General features: G+C 56.3%; 13 protein-coding genes. 6 read left to right on the top strand and 7 right to left on the bottom strand.

Going from position 1 to position 16,952, the window contains the following annotated elements:
- Positions 1–4: 4 nt before the first annotated feature.
- The gene (locus GM79_RS02805; protein WP_035558885.1) at positions 5–691 is read left to right on the top strand and encodes a porin family protein; all 687 of its coding nucleotides are present in this window, start codon (positions 5–7) and stop codon (positions 689–691) included.
- 87 nt (positions 692–778) lie between these two features.
- Here the strand turns inward: GM79_RS02805 and GM79_RS02810 are convergent, their stop codons facing one another.
- The 3 genes from GM79_RS02810 to GM79_RS02820 form a co-directional block, all read right to left on the bottom strand.
- Entirely contained in the window at positions 779–2,386 is a 1,608-nt protein-coding gene (locus GM79_RS02810; RefSeq protein WP_072008512.1) for a ribonuclease E/G, read from the bottom strand.
- Between the two features lie 414 nt (positions 2,387–2,800).
- Entirely contained in the window at positions 2,801–3,673 is an 873-nt protein-coding gene (locus GM79_RS02815; protein ID WP_161787106.1) for a tetratricopeptide repeat protein, read from the bottom strand.
- A gap of 267 nt (positions 3,674–3,940) precedes the next feature.
- Positions 3,941–4,249, bottom strand: coding sequence for an HU family DNA-binding protein (locus tag GM79_RS02820; RefSeq protein ID WP_035558892.1), 309 nt, complete (start codon positions 4,247–4,249; stop codon positions 3,941–3,943).
- Positions 4,250–4,438: 189 nt separating this feature from the next.
- Here GM79_RS02820 and mutY point away from each other — a divergent pair, with 189 nt between their 5' ends.
- From mutY to recG, 4 genes are all read left to right on the top strand, one after another.
- Positions 4,439–5,524 (top strand): A/G-specific adenine glycosylase, encoded by a 1,086-nt coding sequence (mutY, locus tag GM79_RS02825; RefSeq protein ID WP_035558894.1) that lies wholly within the window; start codon positions 4,439–4,441, stop codon positions 5,522–5,524.
- A gap of 137 nt (positions 5,525–5,661) precedes the next feature.
- Positions 5,662–6,096 (top strand): single-stranded DNA-binding protein, encoded by a 435-nt coding sequence (locus GM79_RS02830; RefSeq protein WP_035558897.1) that lies wholly within the window; start codon positions 5,662–5,664, stop codon positions 6,094–6,096.
- 262 nt (positions 6,097–6,358) lie between these two features.
- Positions 6,359–7,000 (top strand): gliding motility lipoprotein GldD, encoded by a 642-nt coding sequence (gene gldD, locus GM79_RS02835; protein ID WP_316930097.1) that lies wholly within the window; start codon positions 6,359–6,361, stop codon positions 6,998–7,000.
- A 10-nt stretch (positions 7,001–7,010) separates the two neighbouring features.
- A complete protein-coding gene (recG, locus tag GM79_RS02840) occupies positions 7,011–9,110 on the top strand; it encodes an ATP-dependent DNA helicase RecG (protein ID WP_035558900.1) in 2,100 nt (699 codons plus the stop codon).
- Positions 9,111–9,159: 49 nt separating this feature from the next.
- Here the strand turns inward: recG and GM79_RS02845 are convergent, their stop codons facing one another.
- Positions 9,160–9,387 carry a hypothetical protein gene (locus GM79_RS02845; RefSeq protein ID WP_035558903.1) on the bottom strand — a complete coding sequence of 76 codons (228 nt, stop codon included), beginning with the start codon at positions 9,385–9,387 and terminating at the stop codon, positions 9,160–9,162.
- Between the two features lie 418 nt (positions 9,388–9,805).
- On the opposite strand from GM79_RS02845, the gene GM79_RS02850 reads away from it, so the two are divergent.
- Complete coding sequence (locus tag GM79_RS02850; protein ID WP_035558908.1) at positions 9,806–11,194, top strand: hypothetical protein; 1,389 nt, start codon at positions 9,806–9,808, stop codon at positions 11,192–11,194.
- 76 nt (positions 11,195–11,270) lie between these two features.
- Here GM79_RS02850 and GM79_RS02855 read toward each other — a convergent pair whose 3' ends face one another.
- The 3 genes from GM79_RS02855 to GM79_RS02865 all read right to left on the bottom strand — a co-directional run bounded on the left by GM79_RS02855 (position 11,271) and on the right by GM79_RS02865 (position 16,950).
- Positions 11,271–13,061 carry an acyl-CoA dehydrogenase family protein gene (locus GM79_RS02855; RefSeq protein ID WP_035558911.1) on the bottom strand — a complete coding sequence of 597 codons (1,791 nt, stop codon included), beginning with the start codon at positions 13,059–13,061 and terminating at the stop codon, positions 11,271–11,273.
- A gap of 173 nt (positions 13,062–13,234) precedes the next feature.
- On the bottom strand, positions 13,235–14,419 hold the full coding sequence (locus GM79_RS02860; protein ID WP_035558914.1) for an acetyl-CoA C-acyltransferase: 1,185 nt from the start codon (positions 14,417–14,419) through the stop codon (positions 13,235–13,237).
- A 122-nt stretch (positions 14,420–14,541) separates the two neighbouring features.
- Positions 14,542–16,950 carry a 3-hydroxyacyl-CoA dehydrogenase/enoyl-CoA hydratase family protein gene (locus GM79_RS02865; RefSeq protein WP_035558918.1) on the bottom strand — a complete coding sequence of 803 codons (2,409 nt, stop codon included), beginning with the start codon at positions 16,948–16,950 and terminating at the stop codon, positions 14,542–14,544.
- Positions 16,951–16,952: the final 2 nt, after the last annotated feature.

Here is a 16,952-nt window from a genome sequence, read left to right on the forward strand (position 1 = left end):
TTCTATGAAAAAAATATTCCTCGCCCTATTGGTCCTTGCGGCTTCCGTCACCACGGCCTCGGCTCAAATTGAAATCGGCCTGAAAATCACGCCCTCCATCAACAGCCTACGGGCCGAGTCGCCCAGCGACAGGGCTTTCAAGAGCGATGGCAGCCAGTTCGGCTTCGGCGGCGGTTTGGTAGTTGACTACTTTTTTGGCGAAAACTATGCATTTAGTACAGGCTTGCTGCTGGCGGGCAAAGGTGGCACCATCAGCTACCGGGACGTTTCAGGTGGCGTTACAGGCCAGCCTTTTACCGAAACGCAGAAGTTCAATATTCAGTACCTGCAAGCACCCCTCACGGTGAAGCTTTTCACCAATGAGCTTGCGCCGGCCACGCGCCTCTACTTTCAGGTGGGCGGCTCACTAAACGTGCCCATCGGCACCCGCATCAACAGCAGCAAATTCTACACCGACCCGGCTACTGGCAACGAATCCAAAGCCAACGACCATGTCTTGTTTTTCGATGCCGATGCCTTGGTCGCTCTTGGAGTTGAGTACCAGTTGGGAAAAAGCACCAAAGTCTTCAGTGGCATCAGCTACAACCGCGGTCTGGTCGACATTGACCGCTACTTTGAGAAGACGCGCGATTTCAAAGACATCACCATTAAAAACAGTTCCGTAGCCTTAGACTTGGGCATTAAGTTCTAGGGCCCGAAGCTGGCTCACAGCCGGAACAAAAAGAAGCCCCGTCCTTGCAATGCTGCAAAGGGCGGGGCTTCTTTTTGTTGTAACCGCTTAGTCTACAATCTCCACTTCGCGGTCCTGCAAACGGCTCATGGCTGCGGCTGAGGAGCGCAGTTGAATTTCTTCGCCCCGCTCGTCCTCAATACGATAATCGGTCAGCCCCAGACTACTGTCATTCACCACTTTCACCCATTTGTAATACTTGAGGTACCACTTCATCTGGCGTGAAATCAGCCCTTTGGTATAATACGCATACAGGAACGGGTGCACGGACAGCGTAATGCCCGACTGGTTTTGGTTCACCAGCAAGTCATCGATGCTGTTGTCAATATCATCGGTAACCTGAATGGAGGCCGAAATTTTGCCGGTGCCGCCACAGGTGGGGCACACTTCGCCGGTTACGATGTTCTCGGCGGGCCGCACGCGCTGCCGCGTGATTTGCATCAGCCCGAACTTGGTGATGGGCAGCACGGTGTATTTGGCTTTGTCGAGCTTCATCACGTCGCGCACCGTGTCTTCCACCTTCTTGCGGCTCTCGGCCGAGCGCATGTCGATGAAGTCAATAACGATGATACCGCCCATGTCGCGCAGCCGAAGCTGCCGGGCTACTTCCTTAGCTGCCAACAGATTAATCATGAGGGCCGTGGCCTCCTGGTCGTTCTCTTGGTTGCTCTTGCTGCCCGAGTTTACGTCGATAACGTGCAGGGCTTCGGTGTGCTCGATAACGAGGTAGCCGCCGCCGGGCACGGTCACAGTCTTGCCAAACAGCGTTTTGAGCTGTTTCTCAATGCCCGTCTGCTCGAAAACCTTAATTTTTGAGTTATGCAGCTTTAGCAAGCCCAACTTATCAGGCGCAATTTTCTGCAGGTAGTCGCGCATCTCATCGTACATCGTCGGGGCGTCCACCAGGATGCTGTCGAACGACTCGTTCAGCATATCGCGGAGCATCGACGAAGTGCGGCCCAACTCGCCCAGCACTTTGTCGTTCGGCTTGGCCGTGCGCAGCGTGCTGTACAGCTGCTCCCACTTGGCCACCATGTCCTGCATGTCCTTGTCCAGCTCGGCCACCTCGCGCCCCTCCGCCACAGTGCGGATAATGACACCAAAATTGACAGGCTTAATACTGGCAATGAGTCGCTTAAGACGGTCACGTTCCGCCTTACTCACAATTTTCTTGCTGACGCTGATGGTATTCGAAAACGGCATCAGCACGAGGTAGCGGCCGGCCATCGAAATGTCGGTGCTTACGCGGGGTCCTTTGGTCGAAATGGGTTCTTTGATGATTTGCACCACCAACTGCTGCCCTTTTTTGAATACACTCTCTGCCTTACCCACTTTTTCGAGGGGTGGCTCAAATGTAAAGTTCTCCAGGCCCGCCACGCCGGCCCGGCCGCTCTGTACCGTCCGAACCCACTTGGTGAAGGAGTTATACTGCTCACCAAGGTCGCCGTAATGCAAAAACGCGTCTTTTTCGTAGCCAATGTCTACAAATGCCGCGTTCAAGCCGGGCATCACCTTTTTCACGGTGCCCAGGAAGATGTCGCCTACGGAGTAATTAGTGTCGTTGCGGTCAAAATGGTATTCAATTAACCGCTTGTCCTGCAACAACGCAATTCGCTCGCCTTCCTGAGTAGAATTAATGACTAATTCATTACTCAAAGCCTTTATTTAATTAAAGTAACCAACCCCAATATAACCGCAGCACTACCCCGAAACCGGCAAAGGGAAGCCAGAACCAATGGTTCTGGCTTCCCTCGCGAGCCACGGGAAAAGCACCCAACGCGGCCACACTCAGGAGGCTACGTGAGAGATAGGCAACTGGCTCCTTTCCCGTTAGGAAAACTGCCGGCCACCGCTACGCCCCGTGAGGCTTACTTCTTCTTGTGGCGGTTCTTGCGCAGGCGCTTCTTGCGCTTGTGAGTAGCAATTTTATGACGCTTTCTTTTTTTACCGCAGGGCATGATGCTTGGGGGTTAAGTTGGTGATGTTTAGTTGTTAGTCCTTGATTTTAGTTGTCAGACTCATCGAATTGTGGTTAAAACTAACTAACAACCGCCAATGAGGACCTAACTACTATTTCAATTTGGCCACTTCTTCGTCTACCGAAGCAGCCAGAGCCGGGTCGGGGCTCAGGCTTTTGGCAGTGAGGAAGGCCGCCTTGGCGGCTTCCTTGGCGCCGGTGCGGGCCAGGGTGACGCCAAGGTAAAACTGTCCGTTCACGTTCTTCGGGTTGACTTTCACCAAATCCTGGAAACGAGTCACGGCTTTATCGAACTGGTTGCTTTGCACCGCCAGAATGCCCATATTGTAGAGGGCCTTCTCATTGCGGGGGTCTGCTGCCAGCACTTCGCGCAGGATGGTTACGCCCTGCACGGGGTCCTCGGAAGCCATGTAGGCCATACCGAGGTTGGTTTTAGCATCGAGGTTGCCCGGCTCTTTTTGCAGCACTTTGCCGTAAAGCTCCCGGGACTTGCCGCCCAGCAGTTTCACCCGCTCGTCCGACGCCGCAAAGCTAAACGCCTGGAAGTAGGCATCGGCTGCCCGCTGCCAATTGCTGGCACTAGGACTGGCCAAGGCCACTTGCTCCAAGTAGAAGCCCGCGCTGTCGAACCGCTCTACGCTTTCGTAGCGCCGGGCCAAAGTGATGGCCACGGCCGATTGCGCAGCCGCAGTAGGCGCGGCTTTGTATTCCTTCAGCAAACGCGCCAGCTCCTGCCGTTGGGCAGCCGTGGCGGTGGTATGTGGAGCTGCTTCCGGAGCAGCAGGGCCGTGGTCGTGCCCGTCATCAGCGGAGTGTTCACCGTTGTTTCCGGTGGCAGCTGCCGATACCGGACCCGAAGAAGCCCCAGCTTTGGAACCGCCACCATCCCTATTAGCTGTTTTGGCAGCGTCACTATTCAGTTCCGAACGACTCTCCTTTGGTTTTAGAATGCCTTTTGGCAACACGTATAAGCCCCCAACCAGCGCGAGTGCGGTAGCGAGGACAACCAATTGATGAGAAGCAGAACTAATAGTGGCCATAGGCTGAAAAGAACCGGCCGCCGGGCTTTTCCTGAAGGAAAAGACACCGGCGGCGCGGCCGGTAATTCATTATCTGATGGAAAGCAGTGTGGGACCTAGTTGGTTACCCGAATGCGTAACACTACCAACCCACCTAAGTGTTCAGTAGCCGGGCTACTGCGCACCTTTTCGCTGCTCGATTAGCTCGATAATTTAGGCTTTTGCCGTAACGGCTTTCACCTTTTTGCTGTTCTTAATCTTAGCTACGAAAGTCTTCGATGGCTTGAAGCTCGGGATGTAGTGCTCTTCGATGATGAGCGACGTATTTTTCGAAATATTGCGGGCTACTTTACGGGCACGCTTCTTATTTACGAACGAGCCAAAGCCGCGCACGTAAATATTGTGGCCTTCCGTCATTGAGTCTTTCACGACTTTGAAGAAAGCTTCAACAGTCATCAATACATCTGCTTTCTCGATGCCGGTCTTGGTGGAGATTTCGGCGATTACCTCAGCTTTAGTCACGTTGGTATGGTCCTTATGTGGTTAAAAAAAATACAGTTTTAGGCAAAAAATTCCCGCATTCCAGCGTAAGCCCTTGCCCGGTAAGCGGTTCGCCCTTGAATTGGGGCCACAAAGGTAGCCCCCTTTTTTTGTTTTACCAACCAGAACACTTAAACAAGTTCTGGACTCAAATTATTCGCTTTCAAAATTTTGACCAACGCAACTCCCCGCCCTTCCTTTCTGGCGGCGGCCCTCCTCAGCTGGTACCCGCGTCATCAGCGGGACCTGCCGTGGCGCCACACCCGCGACCCCTACGCCATCTGGCTGTCGGAGGTAATTCTGCAGCAGACGCGGGTAGCCCAGGGCCTCCCCTACTACGAAACCTTTCTCAGCGCCTACCCCACAGTGCAGCAGCTGGCGGCCGCGCCCGAGGCGGAAGTACTCCGCTACTGGCAGGGGCTGGGATATTATTCCCGGGCCCGCAACATGCACCACACCGCCCAGCAGGTGGTAAATGAGTTCGGCGGGCGGTTTCCCGGCACCTATGCCGGTTTGCTGCGGCTGCGCGGCGTGGGGCCCTACACTGCGGCCGCCATTGCCTCTTTTGCCTTTGATGAAGCCGTGGCCGTGCTCGACGGCAATGTGTATCGCGTGCTAGCCCGCATTTTTGGGCTGCACTCGGATATTGCCGCGCCCAGCTCGCGCAAGGAGTTCCAGGCCCTGGCCGACCAGCACATTCCCGCCAGTACGCCAGCCGAGTTCAACCAGGCCATCATGGAGTTTGGGGCCCTCCAGTGTACGCCGCTGAAGCCCGACTGCCTGTTTTGCCCTTTGCAAAGCCCGTGCTGGGCGTTCCAGCACGGGCAGGTGGCGCTGCTACCGGTGAAGAGCAAGGCCAAGGCTTCGCGCACCCGTTATTTTCACTACTTCGTGCTGCGCCACGGCGAGCAAACCTACCTGCGCGAGCGACGGGAAAAAGACATCTGGCAGGGCCTCTACGACTTTGCTCTGGCCGAAACCACAGTGCCGGCACTGCCCCCAGCCGAACTCCTGCACCACCTCGAGGCATTGGGCGCGCACCTCGACGCCAGCCAGGCTGCCGAGCCCAGCCCGGCTTACCGCCACATTCTCAGCCACCAAAAGCTGGAAGTGCGGTTCCATCCCCTGACGCTAACCCAGCCGCTGCCAGCTTCTGCCCTTCGTGATTTAGGGCTACAGGCTTATTCAACCGATGAGATTGAGGCGCTGCCCAAGCCTAAGCTGATTGCTAATTATTGCAGCCAGCATGGTTATTAGAAGGCCTGCCATTTAAATTAGCTATTTATGCTTTTATTTTTAGTAAAAAATTAGCAGCCATGAATATAATGCCTTATCTTTAAGGCAAGAAAAGCCGGGTGGCTCTTTCGAATTCTTATTTCCTAACGTGCAGTAATATGGCCGGAGTAAACAAAGTAATATTGGTGGGCAATCTGGGTAAAGACCCGGAAGTGCGGCATTTGGAAGGCGGCGTGAGCGTAGCGCACTTCACCCTTGCTACCAATGAGTATTACAAAGACAAGCAAGGCAACCGCGTGGAACGCACCGAATGGCACAACATTTCGGCGTGGCGTGGGCTGGCCGATATGGCTGACAAGCTTTTGAAAAAGGGTCAGCAGGTGTACATCGAAGGCAAACTTCGCACCCGCCAGTATCAGGACAAAGACCAGCAAACCCGGTACATTACGGAAATCATCGCTGATGAAATTTCGATGCTAGGCGGGCGGCCACAAAATGCCGCTGGCACTGGCACCGAAGCCAATGGCCCGGTAGCAGCCGAGCCCCAGCAGAGCTTCCGTCAGGAGCCGGAGCTGGACCAGTTGCCGTTCTGAATAACGGATTTGGGCTTGTTATCCGGGTTTCCCGGGTTTGTGGGCTGCAGGCCTAACTTTCAAAATAAGAAAAGGCCACTCAGTCGAGTGGCCTTTTTCTTTGGTGAGGCATCGGTCTTGGCTGGGTCCAAAGTGCCCAAGCGCAGTTGACCAAAGCTGCGAAACCTGGGGGTTTCGCCAGAATCGGTGGCTCAGCAGTGTTGTTATCGGCACCAGGCGGGAGCTTTTTGCGTTGCGGATGGCACGAGACCAGCGGTTACCTTTGATACCTGACGCAACCCGACGTGGCGACGGCGTCTTATTTAGCAGCAAAAACGTGGTAATAACCCTGAAAAATCTTTCTTTGGTAGCGGCGCTGGCCTTGCTGGCGGGCTGCTCGTCGGCCCCGGATTTTACGCCTAAGCCCAAGGGCTATAACCGCATCGATTTGCCGCCTCACCAGTACCAGCTTTTGCCCGGCGACCATCCGTATTCCTTCGAATATTCCAAGCAGGCCGTCATAAAACGGGATTCGTCTTCCAGAGCGCAGCAGCACTGGCTGAATGTGTATTACCCGAAGCTGAACGCCAACGTGCAGATTACTTATATGGACGTGCAGCGCGACCGCCGTCTCTATAATAAGATGATGGAAGACGCGCGAAAGCTTACCGGCAAGCACGAAATAAAGGCCACGGCCATTGACGAGCGGATTTTGAAGACGCCGAGCGGCATCCGCGCTTCGGTGTTTGAGCTGCAGGGTGAGGTGCCCAGCCAGTTCCAGTTTTACACCACGGATAGCACCAAACACTTCCTGCGCGGAGCGCTGTACTTCCGCACGGCCACGGCCAACGACTCGCTGGCACCGGTGATTGAATACGTGAAAGAGGATATGGTGCGGATGCTCAACACCCTGAAATACAAATAGCAAGCGAAGAATGAGTAATTTCTTCAATACCCGGCTTGAATTTCTGCGCTCGGTGGGCAGCACCCAGCGCGCCCAAGTGCTGGGCAAAGAATTGGGGTTGTTCACCTACGGCGACCTGATTCAGCGCTACCCATTCCGCTACCTCGACCGGACTCAGGTGTACAACGTGGCCGACTTGCACGACGACCTGCCTTACGTGCAGGTGAAAGGCATGCTGCGCAACAAGGAGCTGATTGGCGAAGGGCCCAAGCAGCGGCTCACGGCCAAGGTTGGCGATGGTACCGGCGAGCTGGAGCTGGTGTGGTTCAAGGGCGTGAAATGGGTGCAGCAGTACACTAAAAACAACCAGGAGTACATCGTTTTTGGTAAGCCAACGATGTTCAACGGGCGGCCCCAGATGGCGCATCCGGAACTGGAGGAGGTAACCGAAGCCAAGCCCGGCCAAAGCTTTCTGCAACCGGTGTACAACACTTCCGAAAAGCTTAAAAACTACCACCGCATCGATAGCAAGGCCATCATGCGCATGGTGGCGGAGATGCTGAAGCTGGCCCAATCGCACATCACAGAGTCGCTGTCGCCGGCCCTGATTGAGCAGTACGCCCTGATGAGCAAGCCCCAGGCCCTACAGCAGATTCACTTCCCACAGAGCCCGGAACTACTGGCCGCGGCCCAGTTCCGGCTGAAGTTTGAGGAGCTTTTTTACGTACAGCTCAAGCTGCTGCGGCAGCGCGACCAGCGCAAGGTGACGCTGGCCGGCCAGATATTCAACCAAGTGCCCACGCTGGTAGATTTCTATAAAAACCACCTCAGCTTTGACTTGACAGGGGCGCAAAAACGTGTTATCCACGACATTTACAAGGACTTCTGCACCGGCCAGCAGATGAACCGGCTGCTGCAGGGCGACGTGGGCTCGGGCAAAACCATCGTGGCCTTTATTTCGATGCTCATGGCGGCCGACAACGGGGCGCAAAGCTGCATCATGGCCCCCACCGAAATCCTGGCCGACCAGCATTACACCGGCCTGAAGGTGTACGCCGATGCCCTGGGCATTCACATTGGCAAACTCACGGGCAGCACGCGCACCGCCGAGCGGCGCGTGCTGCACGAAGCGCTGCGCAACGGAACCATGCACATGCTGGTAGGCACCCACGCCCTGCTCGAAGACGTGGTGCAGTTCCGCAACCTGGGCCTGACCATTATGGACGAGCAGCACCGCTTTGGCGTGGCGCAGCGCTCCAAGCTGTGGCAGAAAAACCCCCACGTCATTCCGCACGTGCTGGTGATGACGGCCACGCCCATTCCGCGCACGCTGGCCATGACGCTGTATGGCGACCTGGACGTGAGCGTGATTGACGAGCTACCGGCCGGCCGTAAGCCCATCGTGACCGTGCATCGCTACGATGCCAACCGCCTGAAAGTGTTCGAGTTTATTCGCGACCAAGTGAAGCTCGGGCGGCAGGCTTACCTCGTATACCCGCTGATTGAAGAGTCGGAAACGATGGACTACAAGGACCTGACCGACGGCTACGAAAGCGTGTCGCGCGCCTTCCCGGAGTTCCAAATCAGCATCGTGCACGGACGCATGAAGGCCGAGGAGAAGGACTACGAGATGCAGCGCTTCATCAACAAGGAAACCCAGATTATGGTGGCGACCACCGTGATTGAGGTGGGCGTGAACGTGCCCAATGCCTCGGTGATGGTCATCGAATCGGCGGAGCGGTTTGGGCTCTCACAGCTGCACCAGCTGCGCGGGCGCGTGGGCCGTGGGGCCGACCAAAGCTATTGCATTCTGATGTCGGGCTTTAAGCTGAGCAAGGACGCCCGCACCCGGCTCGAAACCATGGTGCGCACCAACAATGGCTTCGAAATCGCCGACATTGACCTGAAACTACGTGGACCGGGCGACCTGATGGGAACCCAACAAAGTGGCGTCCTCGACTTGCTGATTGCCGACTTGGCCAAAGATGGCCGTATTCTGAGCGAAAGCCGCGCCGCCGCTCAAACCATACTAAGCGAAGACCCCAACCTGGAAAGCCCCACTAACGGGAACATTCGGCGCCACATCGAGAGCTTGCCCGCAACTGCTGTGAATTGGAGCCGAATCAGCTAAATGAAAGCGCTGGGAAAGGCAGTGCGGGAATAAATAATAACGCTATCGACTAAAACAGATTGGCCACAAGACCAACGCGGGATTGCTGGACGTTGCCTTTTTCGTGGTTTTGCTTAGCAGGCTCGAATGGAATAACCTGGTTTATAAAAATAACTGAGGTATCAGGCAAAGCAGTCGGCTGAATAGTTTGAGCGACGGCCGCCGTAGTGGGTTGCTTTGCAATTTTGCCAACAATAATGAGGGCAGATAAGAGGCTAAACTTGAGAAGTGATTTCATAATATAAAACTTTATTGCCTGACAAAGGTACGCCTGAACCTACTAAGTAGTAGAAAAACTTGTCAAAATGATGAAAAAATATCATCAAACCTTGTTTGCCAGTGACTGAGCGGGTTAAATCGCAGCCGGACCGTGGGCCGATTGAGCGCCCCAAATCCGACACGAAGTAAACGGGCTCCCTCTACGGAAGTGACAGGATTAGTGTTATGCTTAGAATAATTTTTTCTACTCTCCCCCGCAACAACAGTTGCCAATAGGCTCCGATAAATGCTTCAACGCTTCAAAACCGGTACTTTTGAGTGTTAAGAAATTTCTGAGATTTATTCCGAAGAGTTAACTACACCCGCGTTCTATGTTGCATCGTGCATTATTGGTTGGCCTGCTCAGTTGGGCAGTAGGGGGATGCGCCATCCCGAGCATGGCCCAGAAAGTAAAGTCCGCCCCCTTCAGCTACCTGCCCGAACCGGGCCCGGACCGCTACGATATGCGGGTGCCGCAAAAAACGCTCCCGCTGGCCGATGGGTCAAGCTTTGTGATTCTGGCGCATCAGAGCGCGGGCGGCTATGCCGTTGAACGCTACGATGCCGAGCTCAAGAAGCAATGGAGTGCCACTATTCCAGTGGGTGAAGGTCAAACGCTGGAAGCTTTTGGCCGCGGGACGCAGCAGACATTGGTCGTTCTGCACCAAAAAGGCGAAAGCAGCCAAAACCTGAGCGTAATCTCCATAAACCTGGAAACCGGCCAGAAGGGCCAAGACAAAGTAGTGATGACAGCGCCGGCCCGCGACCGCCGACTCGGTGTTTCTATTTCGCCCGATGGCAACCGGCTGTTGGCCTTCCGCTACCTCACACAAGGCGCGCAGGTGAAAAGCATCGCCGCCACGCTGTTCGACCAAAGCCTGGCCAAGCTTCAGGAAAAAACCTACGATTTCCGTGACCAGGGCGACTTTTTTTCTCCTGCAGTACACGTTGCCAACGATGGTACGCAGTACGTCACGATGATAAGTGACAAGATGAAAAAGCTAACCGTTCGGCGCTACCCCGCCGATAAATCCCCCGAGATTAAAGTACTGGGAGTGCCCGTGGGTGGCACTTTTGGGGGTCGGGCCATCACCATTCGCGATGCCAAGTTCAAGGTATTAAACGATGGCAGCCTGTATGCAGCGGCTTTGTGCGCCGACTACGAAACCGGCGAATACTACAGCCTCAAGGTGGTGAAATACGATTTTAGCGGCACCGGCGACATGAAGTTTTCGCCGGAAGTTCGCTTCACCCCTGCCTATTTAGCCGAAGTGAACAAGGCAAATGGAGTTGCGGTAAAACGCCTCGAAGATGTGTACTTGGGCGAGCTGCTGCTGACTGCCGAAAAGCAACTGGTGGTAATCGCCGAGAAACATTACGAAGAAGGCGGCGAGGCTTCGCCCGTGCACGCCCGCGAGCTGCATGTGTTCGGCTACAACGAATTTGGGCAGCCCACTTGGCACAGCATTATAGCCAAAGCCCAAAAAGCCCCGGCCGTAGATGCGTACACGGGCATTGGCTTCCGGGCGGCGGTTTTCGGCAATACCGTGCAGCTGCTCACCCTCGAAACCATTAATAAGAAATCGGACCTCTACCTGCGGCTCGTCAATGCCCAAACCGGTGTGGTAAGCCAGCCCGAACGCCTAAAACTAAACGTAGCAGCCGACCAGCAGCTGGCTTACGTGAAAGACTTCACCGTGTGGCTGGGTGAAAAAACAATCATCGGCGTCAGCCGGCCCAGCAAAAAATCAGCCGCGCTGCAACTCGAAAAGGTGGTAGTTAAGTAATCCACCTCGCAAGCCAAACAGCAAAAAAGCCGTTCCTGCAATCAGGAACGGCCTTTTACTTACTACAGAGGGAAGTCTAGAATACGTATTCGTTGGCTTCAATCAGCTTGGCAGCCACGCGGCGGCGGGCTTCCTTCACGTTCAACAGCTCGGTTTTGGTGAAGCGCTTCAGGCCCATGAGCAACAGGCGCTGCTCGTCGCCCTCAGCCATGCTGCCAATGGCGTCTTTGGCGGCTTTCTCCACGATGTCCACGGCATCGGCCAGGTAGATGCGAGCGATGTCAGCTTCGGCGGACATTGCTTCTTCGCCTTTGGATGAAGCTTCTTTCTCTACCCGCAGCAGCGTGCTTTCGGCGATATACACCTTAATGGACATGTCGGCGATGTTCATCAGCAACTCCTGCTCCTTGGCCAGGGTAGCGGTAAATTTCTGCACCGCCGAGCCAGCTACCATCAAAATAGCCTTTTTCAGGTTAGCGATGGTTTTCATCTCCTTGCTGAACAGACCGGTTTCCTCGTCCTGGCTCATGCTCGGAATGCTCAACAGCTCCTGCTGCACGGCTTGGGCGGGGCCCATCAGGTCAATTTCGCCCTTCAGGCCCTTCTTCAAAATCATGTCAACGGCCAGCAGGCGGTTGATTTCATTGGTACCTTCGAAAATGCGGTTAATGCGCGAATCCCGGTAAGCGCGGTCCATTGGGTAGTCGGCCGAGAAGCCGTAGCCACCGTAAATCTGTACGCCTTCATCTACCACGTAATCGAGCACTTCCGAGCCTTCCACTTTCAGAATGGCGCACTCCACGGCAAACTCGCGGGCCGCACCCAACAGGGCTTCGTTCGAGCCTTTGCCTTCGGCCATGAGCTGCTGCTCCATGCGATAGATGTCGGAACCAGCGCGGTAAATAGCCGATTCTACGGCGTAAATACGAACCGCCTGCTGCGCCAGCTTGTAGCGAATGGCGCCAAACTTCGAAATCGGCAGCTTGAACTGCACCCGCTCGTTGGCGTATTTCACGCTCAGGTCGGCAGCCATTTTGGTAGCGCCCAGGCAGGCAGCGGCCAGCTTGATGCGGCCAATGTTCAGCACGTTAAAGGCGATGAGGTGGCCTTTGCCAATCTCGCCCAGCACATTTTCTTTGGGCACCTGCGCGTCGCTCAGGAACACCTGACGGGTGCTGCTGCCTTTGATGCCCATCTTGTGCTCCTCGTTGCCGAGGCTCAGGCCGGGCGTGTCTTTATCAACGATGAAGCCGGTGAACTTGTCGCCGTCAATCTGAGCAAACACGATGAACACATCGGCAAAGCCGGCGTTCGTAATCCACATTTTCTGGCCGTTCAGCGCGTAGTGCGTGCCTTCGGCATTGAGAACAGCTTTGGTTTTGGCACCCAGGGCATCGGAACCGGAGCCGGGCTCGGTGAGGCAATAAGCGCCCATCAGGCTGCCATCGGTGAGGCCGGGGAGGTATTTGGCCTTCTGCTCATCGTTGCCGAAGTACAGAATAGGCAGCAAGGCAATGCCCGTGTGGGCCGCAAAAGCTACTGGGAACGAGTGGCCGCCGCCCACGCCCTCGGTCACGCGCAGCGCCGTCGGGAAGTCCATGTCCAGGCCACCAAACTGCTCGGGCACACTCACGCCAAACAAGCCCAGCTGACCAGCTTTCTCCATCAGGCCACGCATGAGGCCTTCCTCGTGGTTATCGAGGCGGTCTAGTAGCGGGTGCACGTCAGAAGCTACAAAGTCCAGGCACGTCTGGTGCATGTAATTCTGCTCCTCGGTAAAGTCAGCCGGGGTGAAGACGCTCTGTGCATCGGTCGGCTTGATAATGAATTCGCCGCCCTTCAGGCTGGCTTGCTGCGTTACTTCCATGACGGTTGGGGTGAGGGTTTGTGATTAAAAGTGTTAGGCACGCCTACTATTCTGAGAAACAACAGGCCAGCCGTTTTAGTGTTGCAAGATACAAAAAAATATGTTAGGCATGCCTACTACTTTGCTTAAAGAAAACCCCACATGAGCGGGGTTTTCTTTAAGCAAAGTAGCAATTACTTCAGCAGCTCGTAGATGCCGGCTACGCCTTGGCCGCCACCCACGCAGGCCGTAACCATGCCGTACTTCTTGCCACGCTCGCGCAGCTCGTCGAACAGCTGAATGCTGAGCTTAGCACCCGAGCAGCCCAGCGGGTGGCCCAAGGCGATGGCGCCGCCGTTCACGTTAGTCTTCTCGGGGTCCATGCTTAGCTCGCGCATCACGGCCAGCGACTGTGAGGCAAAGGCTTCGTTCAGCTCAAAAAGGTCGATGTCTTCGAGCTTGAGGCCGGCTTGCTTCAGCACCTTCGGCACGGCTTTGATGGGGCCCATGCCCATGATGCGCGGGTCCACGCCTTCGGAGGCATAGTTCACCATGCGGGCGATGGGCTCCAGATTCAGTTCCTTCACCATGCGCTCCGACATTACGAGCACGAAGGCCGCACCGTCGGAGGTTTGGGAGGAGTTGCCGGCGGTTACGCTGCCGTTGGCGGCGAACACGGGACGCAGCTTGGCGAGGGCTTCTACCGAGGTGTCGGCGCGGGGACCTTCGTCGGTATCCACTACAAAGGAGCGGGTTTTCTTCTTGCCGGTGGCTTGGTCCACGTAGGTTTCCTCCACGGTGACGGGCACAATCTGCTGCTTGAACTTGCCGCTCTCGATGGCTTTGATGGCCTTTTGATGCGAGTTATAGGAGAATTCGTCCTGGTCCTGGCGGCTGATTTTGTAGTCGTTGGCCACGGCCTCGGCGGTGAGGCCCATGCCCATGTAATAGTCGGGGTGCTTGGTGGCCAAGGTGTAGTTGGGCACCGTTTTCCAGCCCACGGTGGGCACCATGCTCATACTTTCGGTGCCGCCAGCGATGATGCAGTCGGCCATACCGGCCGAGATTTTGCCCACGGCCATGGCAATGGTTTCTACCCCGGAGCCACAGTAGCGGTTCACGATAAGGCCGGGCACGTTGATGGGCAACGCGAGCAGCGAGATTAGGCGGCCCATTTGCAGGCCTTGCTCAGCTTCGGGCACGGCATTGCCGACAATTACGTCGTCGATGCGCGTGGGGTCCAAGGCCGGAACCTGGGCCACGAGATGCTTGATGACGGTGGCCGCGAGGTCGTCGGGCCGGGTGAAGCGGAAACCGCCGCGGTTGGCTTTGCCCACCGCCGTACGGTAGCCGGCTACGATGTATGCAGTACTAGACATATTTTTTTAATTGTCATCCTGAGCGCAGCGAAGGACCTTATCACGCCTGCGCCACTAAGGTTTAAGACGCTAACAAAGGCAGCCGTGATAAGATGCTTCCTTCGTCAGCATGACAAATTGAGTTAGTTACGAAGAGGCTTGCCAGTCGTGAGAATGCTCTGAATCCGCTCCAACGTCTTCCTTTCGCCGCAGAGCGACAGGAAGGCTTCGCGCTCCAAATCCAGCAGGTACTGCTCGCTCACTTCGGTGGGCGCGCTTAGGTCGCCGCCGCACATCACGTAAGCCAGCTTGTCGGCGATGAGTTGGTCGTGCGTCGAAATGTAGTTGCCCTGCTGCATGGCGTACACGCCGGTTTTGAACATGGCCAGCGCGCCTTTGCCGTGCACCTTGATGTTGGTCTTGGGCACGGGCTGGGTGTAGCCGGCATCGGCCAAATCGAGGGCGGCGGCTTTGGCGGCGGCAATCACGCGGTTGCTGTTCACCACAATTTCATCGCCCCGGCGCATAAAGCCCAGGTCAAACGCCTCCGCAGCGGAGGTTGAAACCTTGGCCGTACTGATGGTCATGTACGTGTTGCGCAGCATGTTGAATTCCGGCTCGCCTTCTTCGTACTTGAGGGCGGTGCGCAGGGTCATTTCCTTGGTGCCGCCACCGGCCGGAATCAGGCCCACGCCGAATTCCACGAGGCCCATGTAGGTTTCGGCAGCTGCCACCACGCGGTCGCAGTGCAGGTTCACTTCGCAGCCGCCGCCCAGCGCCAGGCCGTGCGGCGCGCCCACCACCGGAATACTGCTGTAGCGCAGCCGCATCATGGCGTTCTGGAACTGCGCAATCATCATGTTCAGCTCGTCGAACTCCTGCTCCAGCGCCTGCATGTACACCAGGCCCAAGTTGGCACCCGCCGAGAACTGGGCACCGTCGTTGCCAATCACTAGGCCGCGGTAGCCGGATTCGGCCATTTCGATGCCCTTCAGCAAGCCCTGGATTACATCCTGGCCCAGCGAGTTCATCTTGGAGTGGAATTCCACGTTCAGAATGCCGTCGCCGAGGTCGATAACCGAAGCGCCCGCATTTTTCCACAGCACTTTGCCGGTGCTGCGCAGGTTGTCGAGAATGATGAAGTTCTCCACGCCGCGCACGGGCTGGTAGCTCTTGCTTTCGGCGTCGTAGTATTCCTTGCTGCCGGCCGCGTTCACTTTGTAGAACGTGGTGTGGCCGGCGGCCAGCATTTCGGTAACCCAGGCAGCCGGCTCCTTGCCTTCGGCCGTCATCAGTTCCACGCCTTTTTGCACGCCCAGGGCGTCCCAGGTTTCAAACGGACCCATCTCCCAGCCAAAACCGGCCCGGAGCGCATCGTCAATCTTGTACAGCGCGTCGGTGATTTCAGGGACGCGGTTGGACACGTAGGCAAACAAGCTGCCGAAGCTCTTGCGGTAGAACTCGCCGGCCTTGTCCTTTCCCGTCACCAGCATCGCGAAGCGCGGCGCCAGGGCGTCCATGGTTTTGGTGAGCTCCAGCGTGGCAAACTTCACCTTGGCGCTCGGCTTGTATTCCAGCGTGCCCAGGTCCAGGGCCTGAATTTCCGACTTGCCGCCTTCGCCCTTCACCTTCTTGTAGAAGCCCTGGCCGGTTTTGTCGCCCAGCCACTTGTTCTCGCCCATTTTCTTGAGGAATTCGGGCAGCTGAAACACGTCTTTGGCTTCGTCGTCGGGCAGGCCCTGAGCCAGGCCGTTGGCCACGTTCATCAGCGTGTCGAGACCCACCACGTCCGAGGTGCGGAAGGTGGCCGACTTGGCGTGACCAATCACAGGGCCGGTGAGCTTGTCTACTTCCTCCACCGTCAGGCCCAGCTCCTGCATGATGCGCAGCACGTCCATGATGGCGAATACGCCTACCCGGTTGGCAATAAAGGCCGGGGTGTCTTTGGCCAGCACCGTGGTTTTGCCCAGGAACAGGTCGCCGTAGTGCAGCAGGAAATCCACGATAGCCGGGTCGGTGTCCGGCGTCGGGATTATTTCAAGCAGTTTGAGGTAGCGCGGCGGGTTGAAGAAGTGCGTGCCGCAGAAGTGCTTCTTAAAGTCGTCGGAGCGGCCCTCCGTCATCAAATGAATCGGGATGCCGCTGGTGTTGCTGGTAATAAGGGTGCCAGGCTTGCGGAATTTTTCCACCCGCTCAAACAGGCTCATTTTAATATCCAGCCGCTCCACCACCACCTCAATGGTCCAGTCGCAGCCGGCAATATCCTTCAGGTTGTCGTCGAAGTTGCCGGTTTTGATGCGGCTGGCGTCGGCCTTGCGGTAGAGGGGCGAGGGGTTGGAAACGATTGCAGCCTGCAACGCAGCATTCACAATGCGGTTGCGCACCGCCGGCGCCTCCAGTTTCAGGCCCTTCTTCTCTTCGGCAGGCAGCAGTTCCTTGGGCACAATGTCGAGCAGCAATACCTGCACGCCAATGTTGGCGAAGTGGCAGGCAATGCGCGAGCCCATGACGCCGGAACCCAGCACGGCAACTTTCTTGATGGTTCTATTCATCC

Origin of the sequence: Hymenobacter sp. IS2118, assembly GCF_000715495.1 — a bacterium.
Classification (GTDB): domain Bacteria; phylum Bacteroidota; class Bacteroidia; order Cytophagales; family Hymenobacteraceae; genus Hymenobacter.

Excerpts from the sequence above, each read along its gene's own strand:
- GM79_RS02865 (WP_035558918.1), bottom strand. The coding sequence starts at position 16,950 with ATGAATAGAACCATCAAGAAAGTTGCCGTGCTGGGTTCCGGCGTCATG.
- GM79_RS02855 (WP_035558911.1), bottom strand. The coding sequence starts at position 13,061 with ATGGAAGTAACGCAGCAAGCCAGCCTGAAGGGCGGCGAATTCATTATC.
- GM79_RS02860 (WP_035558914.1), bottom strand. The coding sequence starts at position 14,419 with ATGTCTAGTACTGCATACATCGTAGCCGGCTACCGTACGGCGGTGGGC.
- GM79_RS02830 (WP_035558897.1), top strand. The coding sequence starts at position 5,662 with ATGGCCGGAGTAAACAAAGTAATATTGGTGGGCAATCTGGGTAAAGAC.
- GM79_RS02845 (WP_035558903.1), bottom strand. The coding sequence starts at position 9,387 with ATGAAATCACTTCTCAAGTTTAGCCTCTTATCTGCCCTCATTATTGTT.
- GM79_RS02850 (WP_035558908.1), top strand. The coding sequence starts at position 9,806 with ATGGCCCAGAAAGTAAAGTCCGCCCCCTTCAGCTACCTGCCCGAACCG.
- recG (WP_035558900.1), top strand. The coding sequence starts at position 7,011 with ATGAGTAATTTCTTCAATACCCGGCTTGAATTTCTGCGCTCGGTGGGC.
- GM79_RS02805 (WP_035558885.1), top strand. The coding sequence starts at position 5 with ATGAAAAAAATATTCCTCGCCCTATTGGTCCTTGCGGCTTCCGTCACC.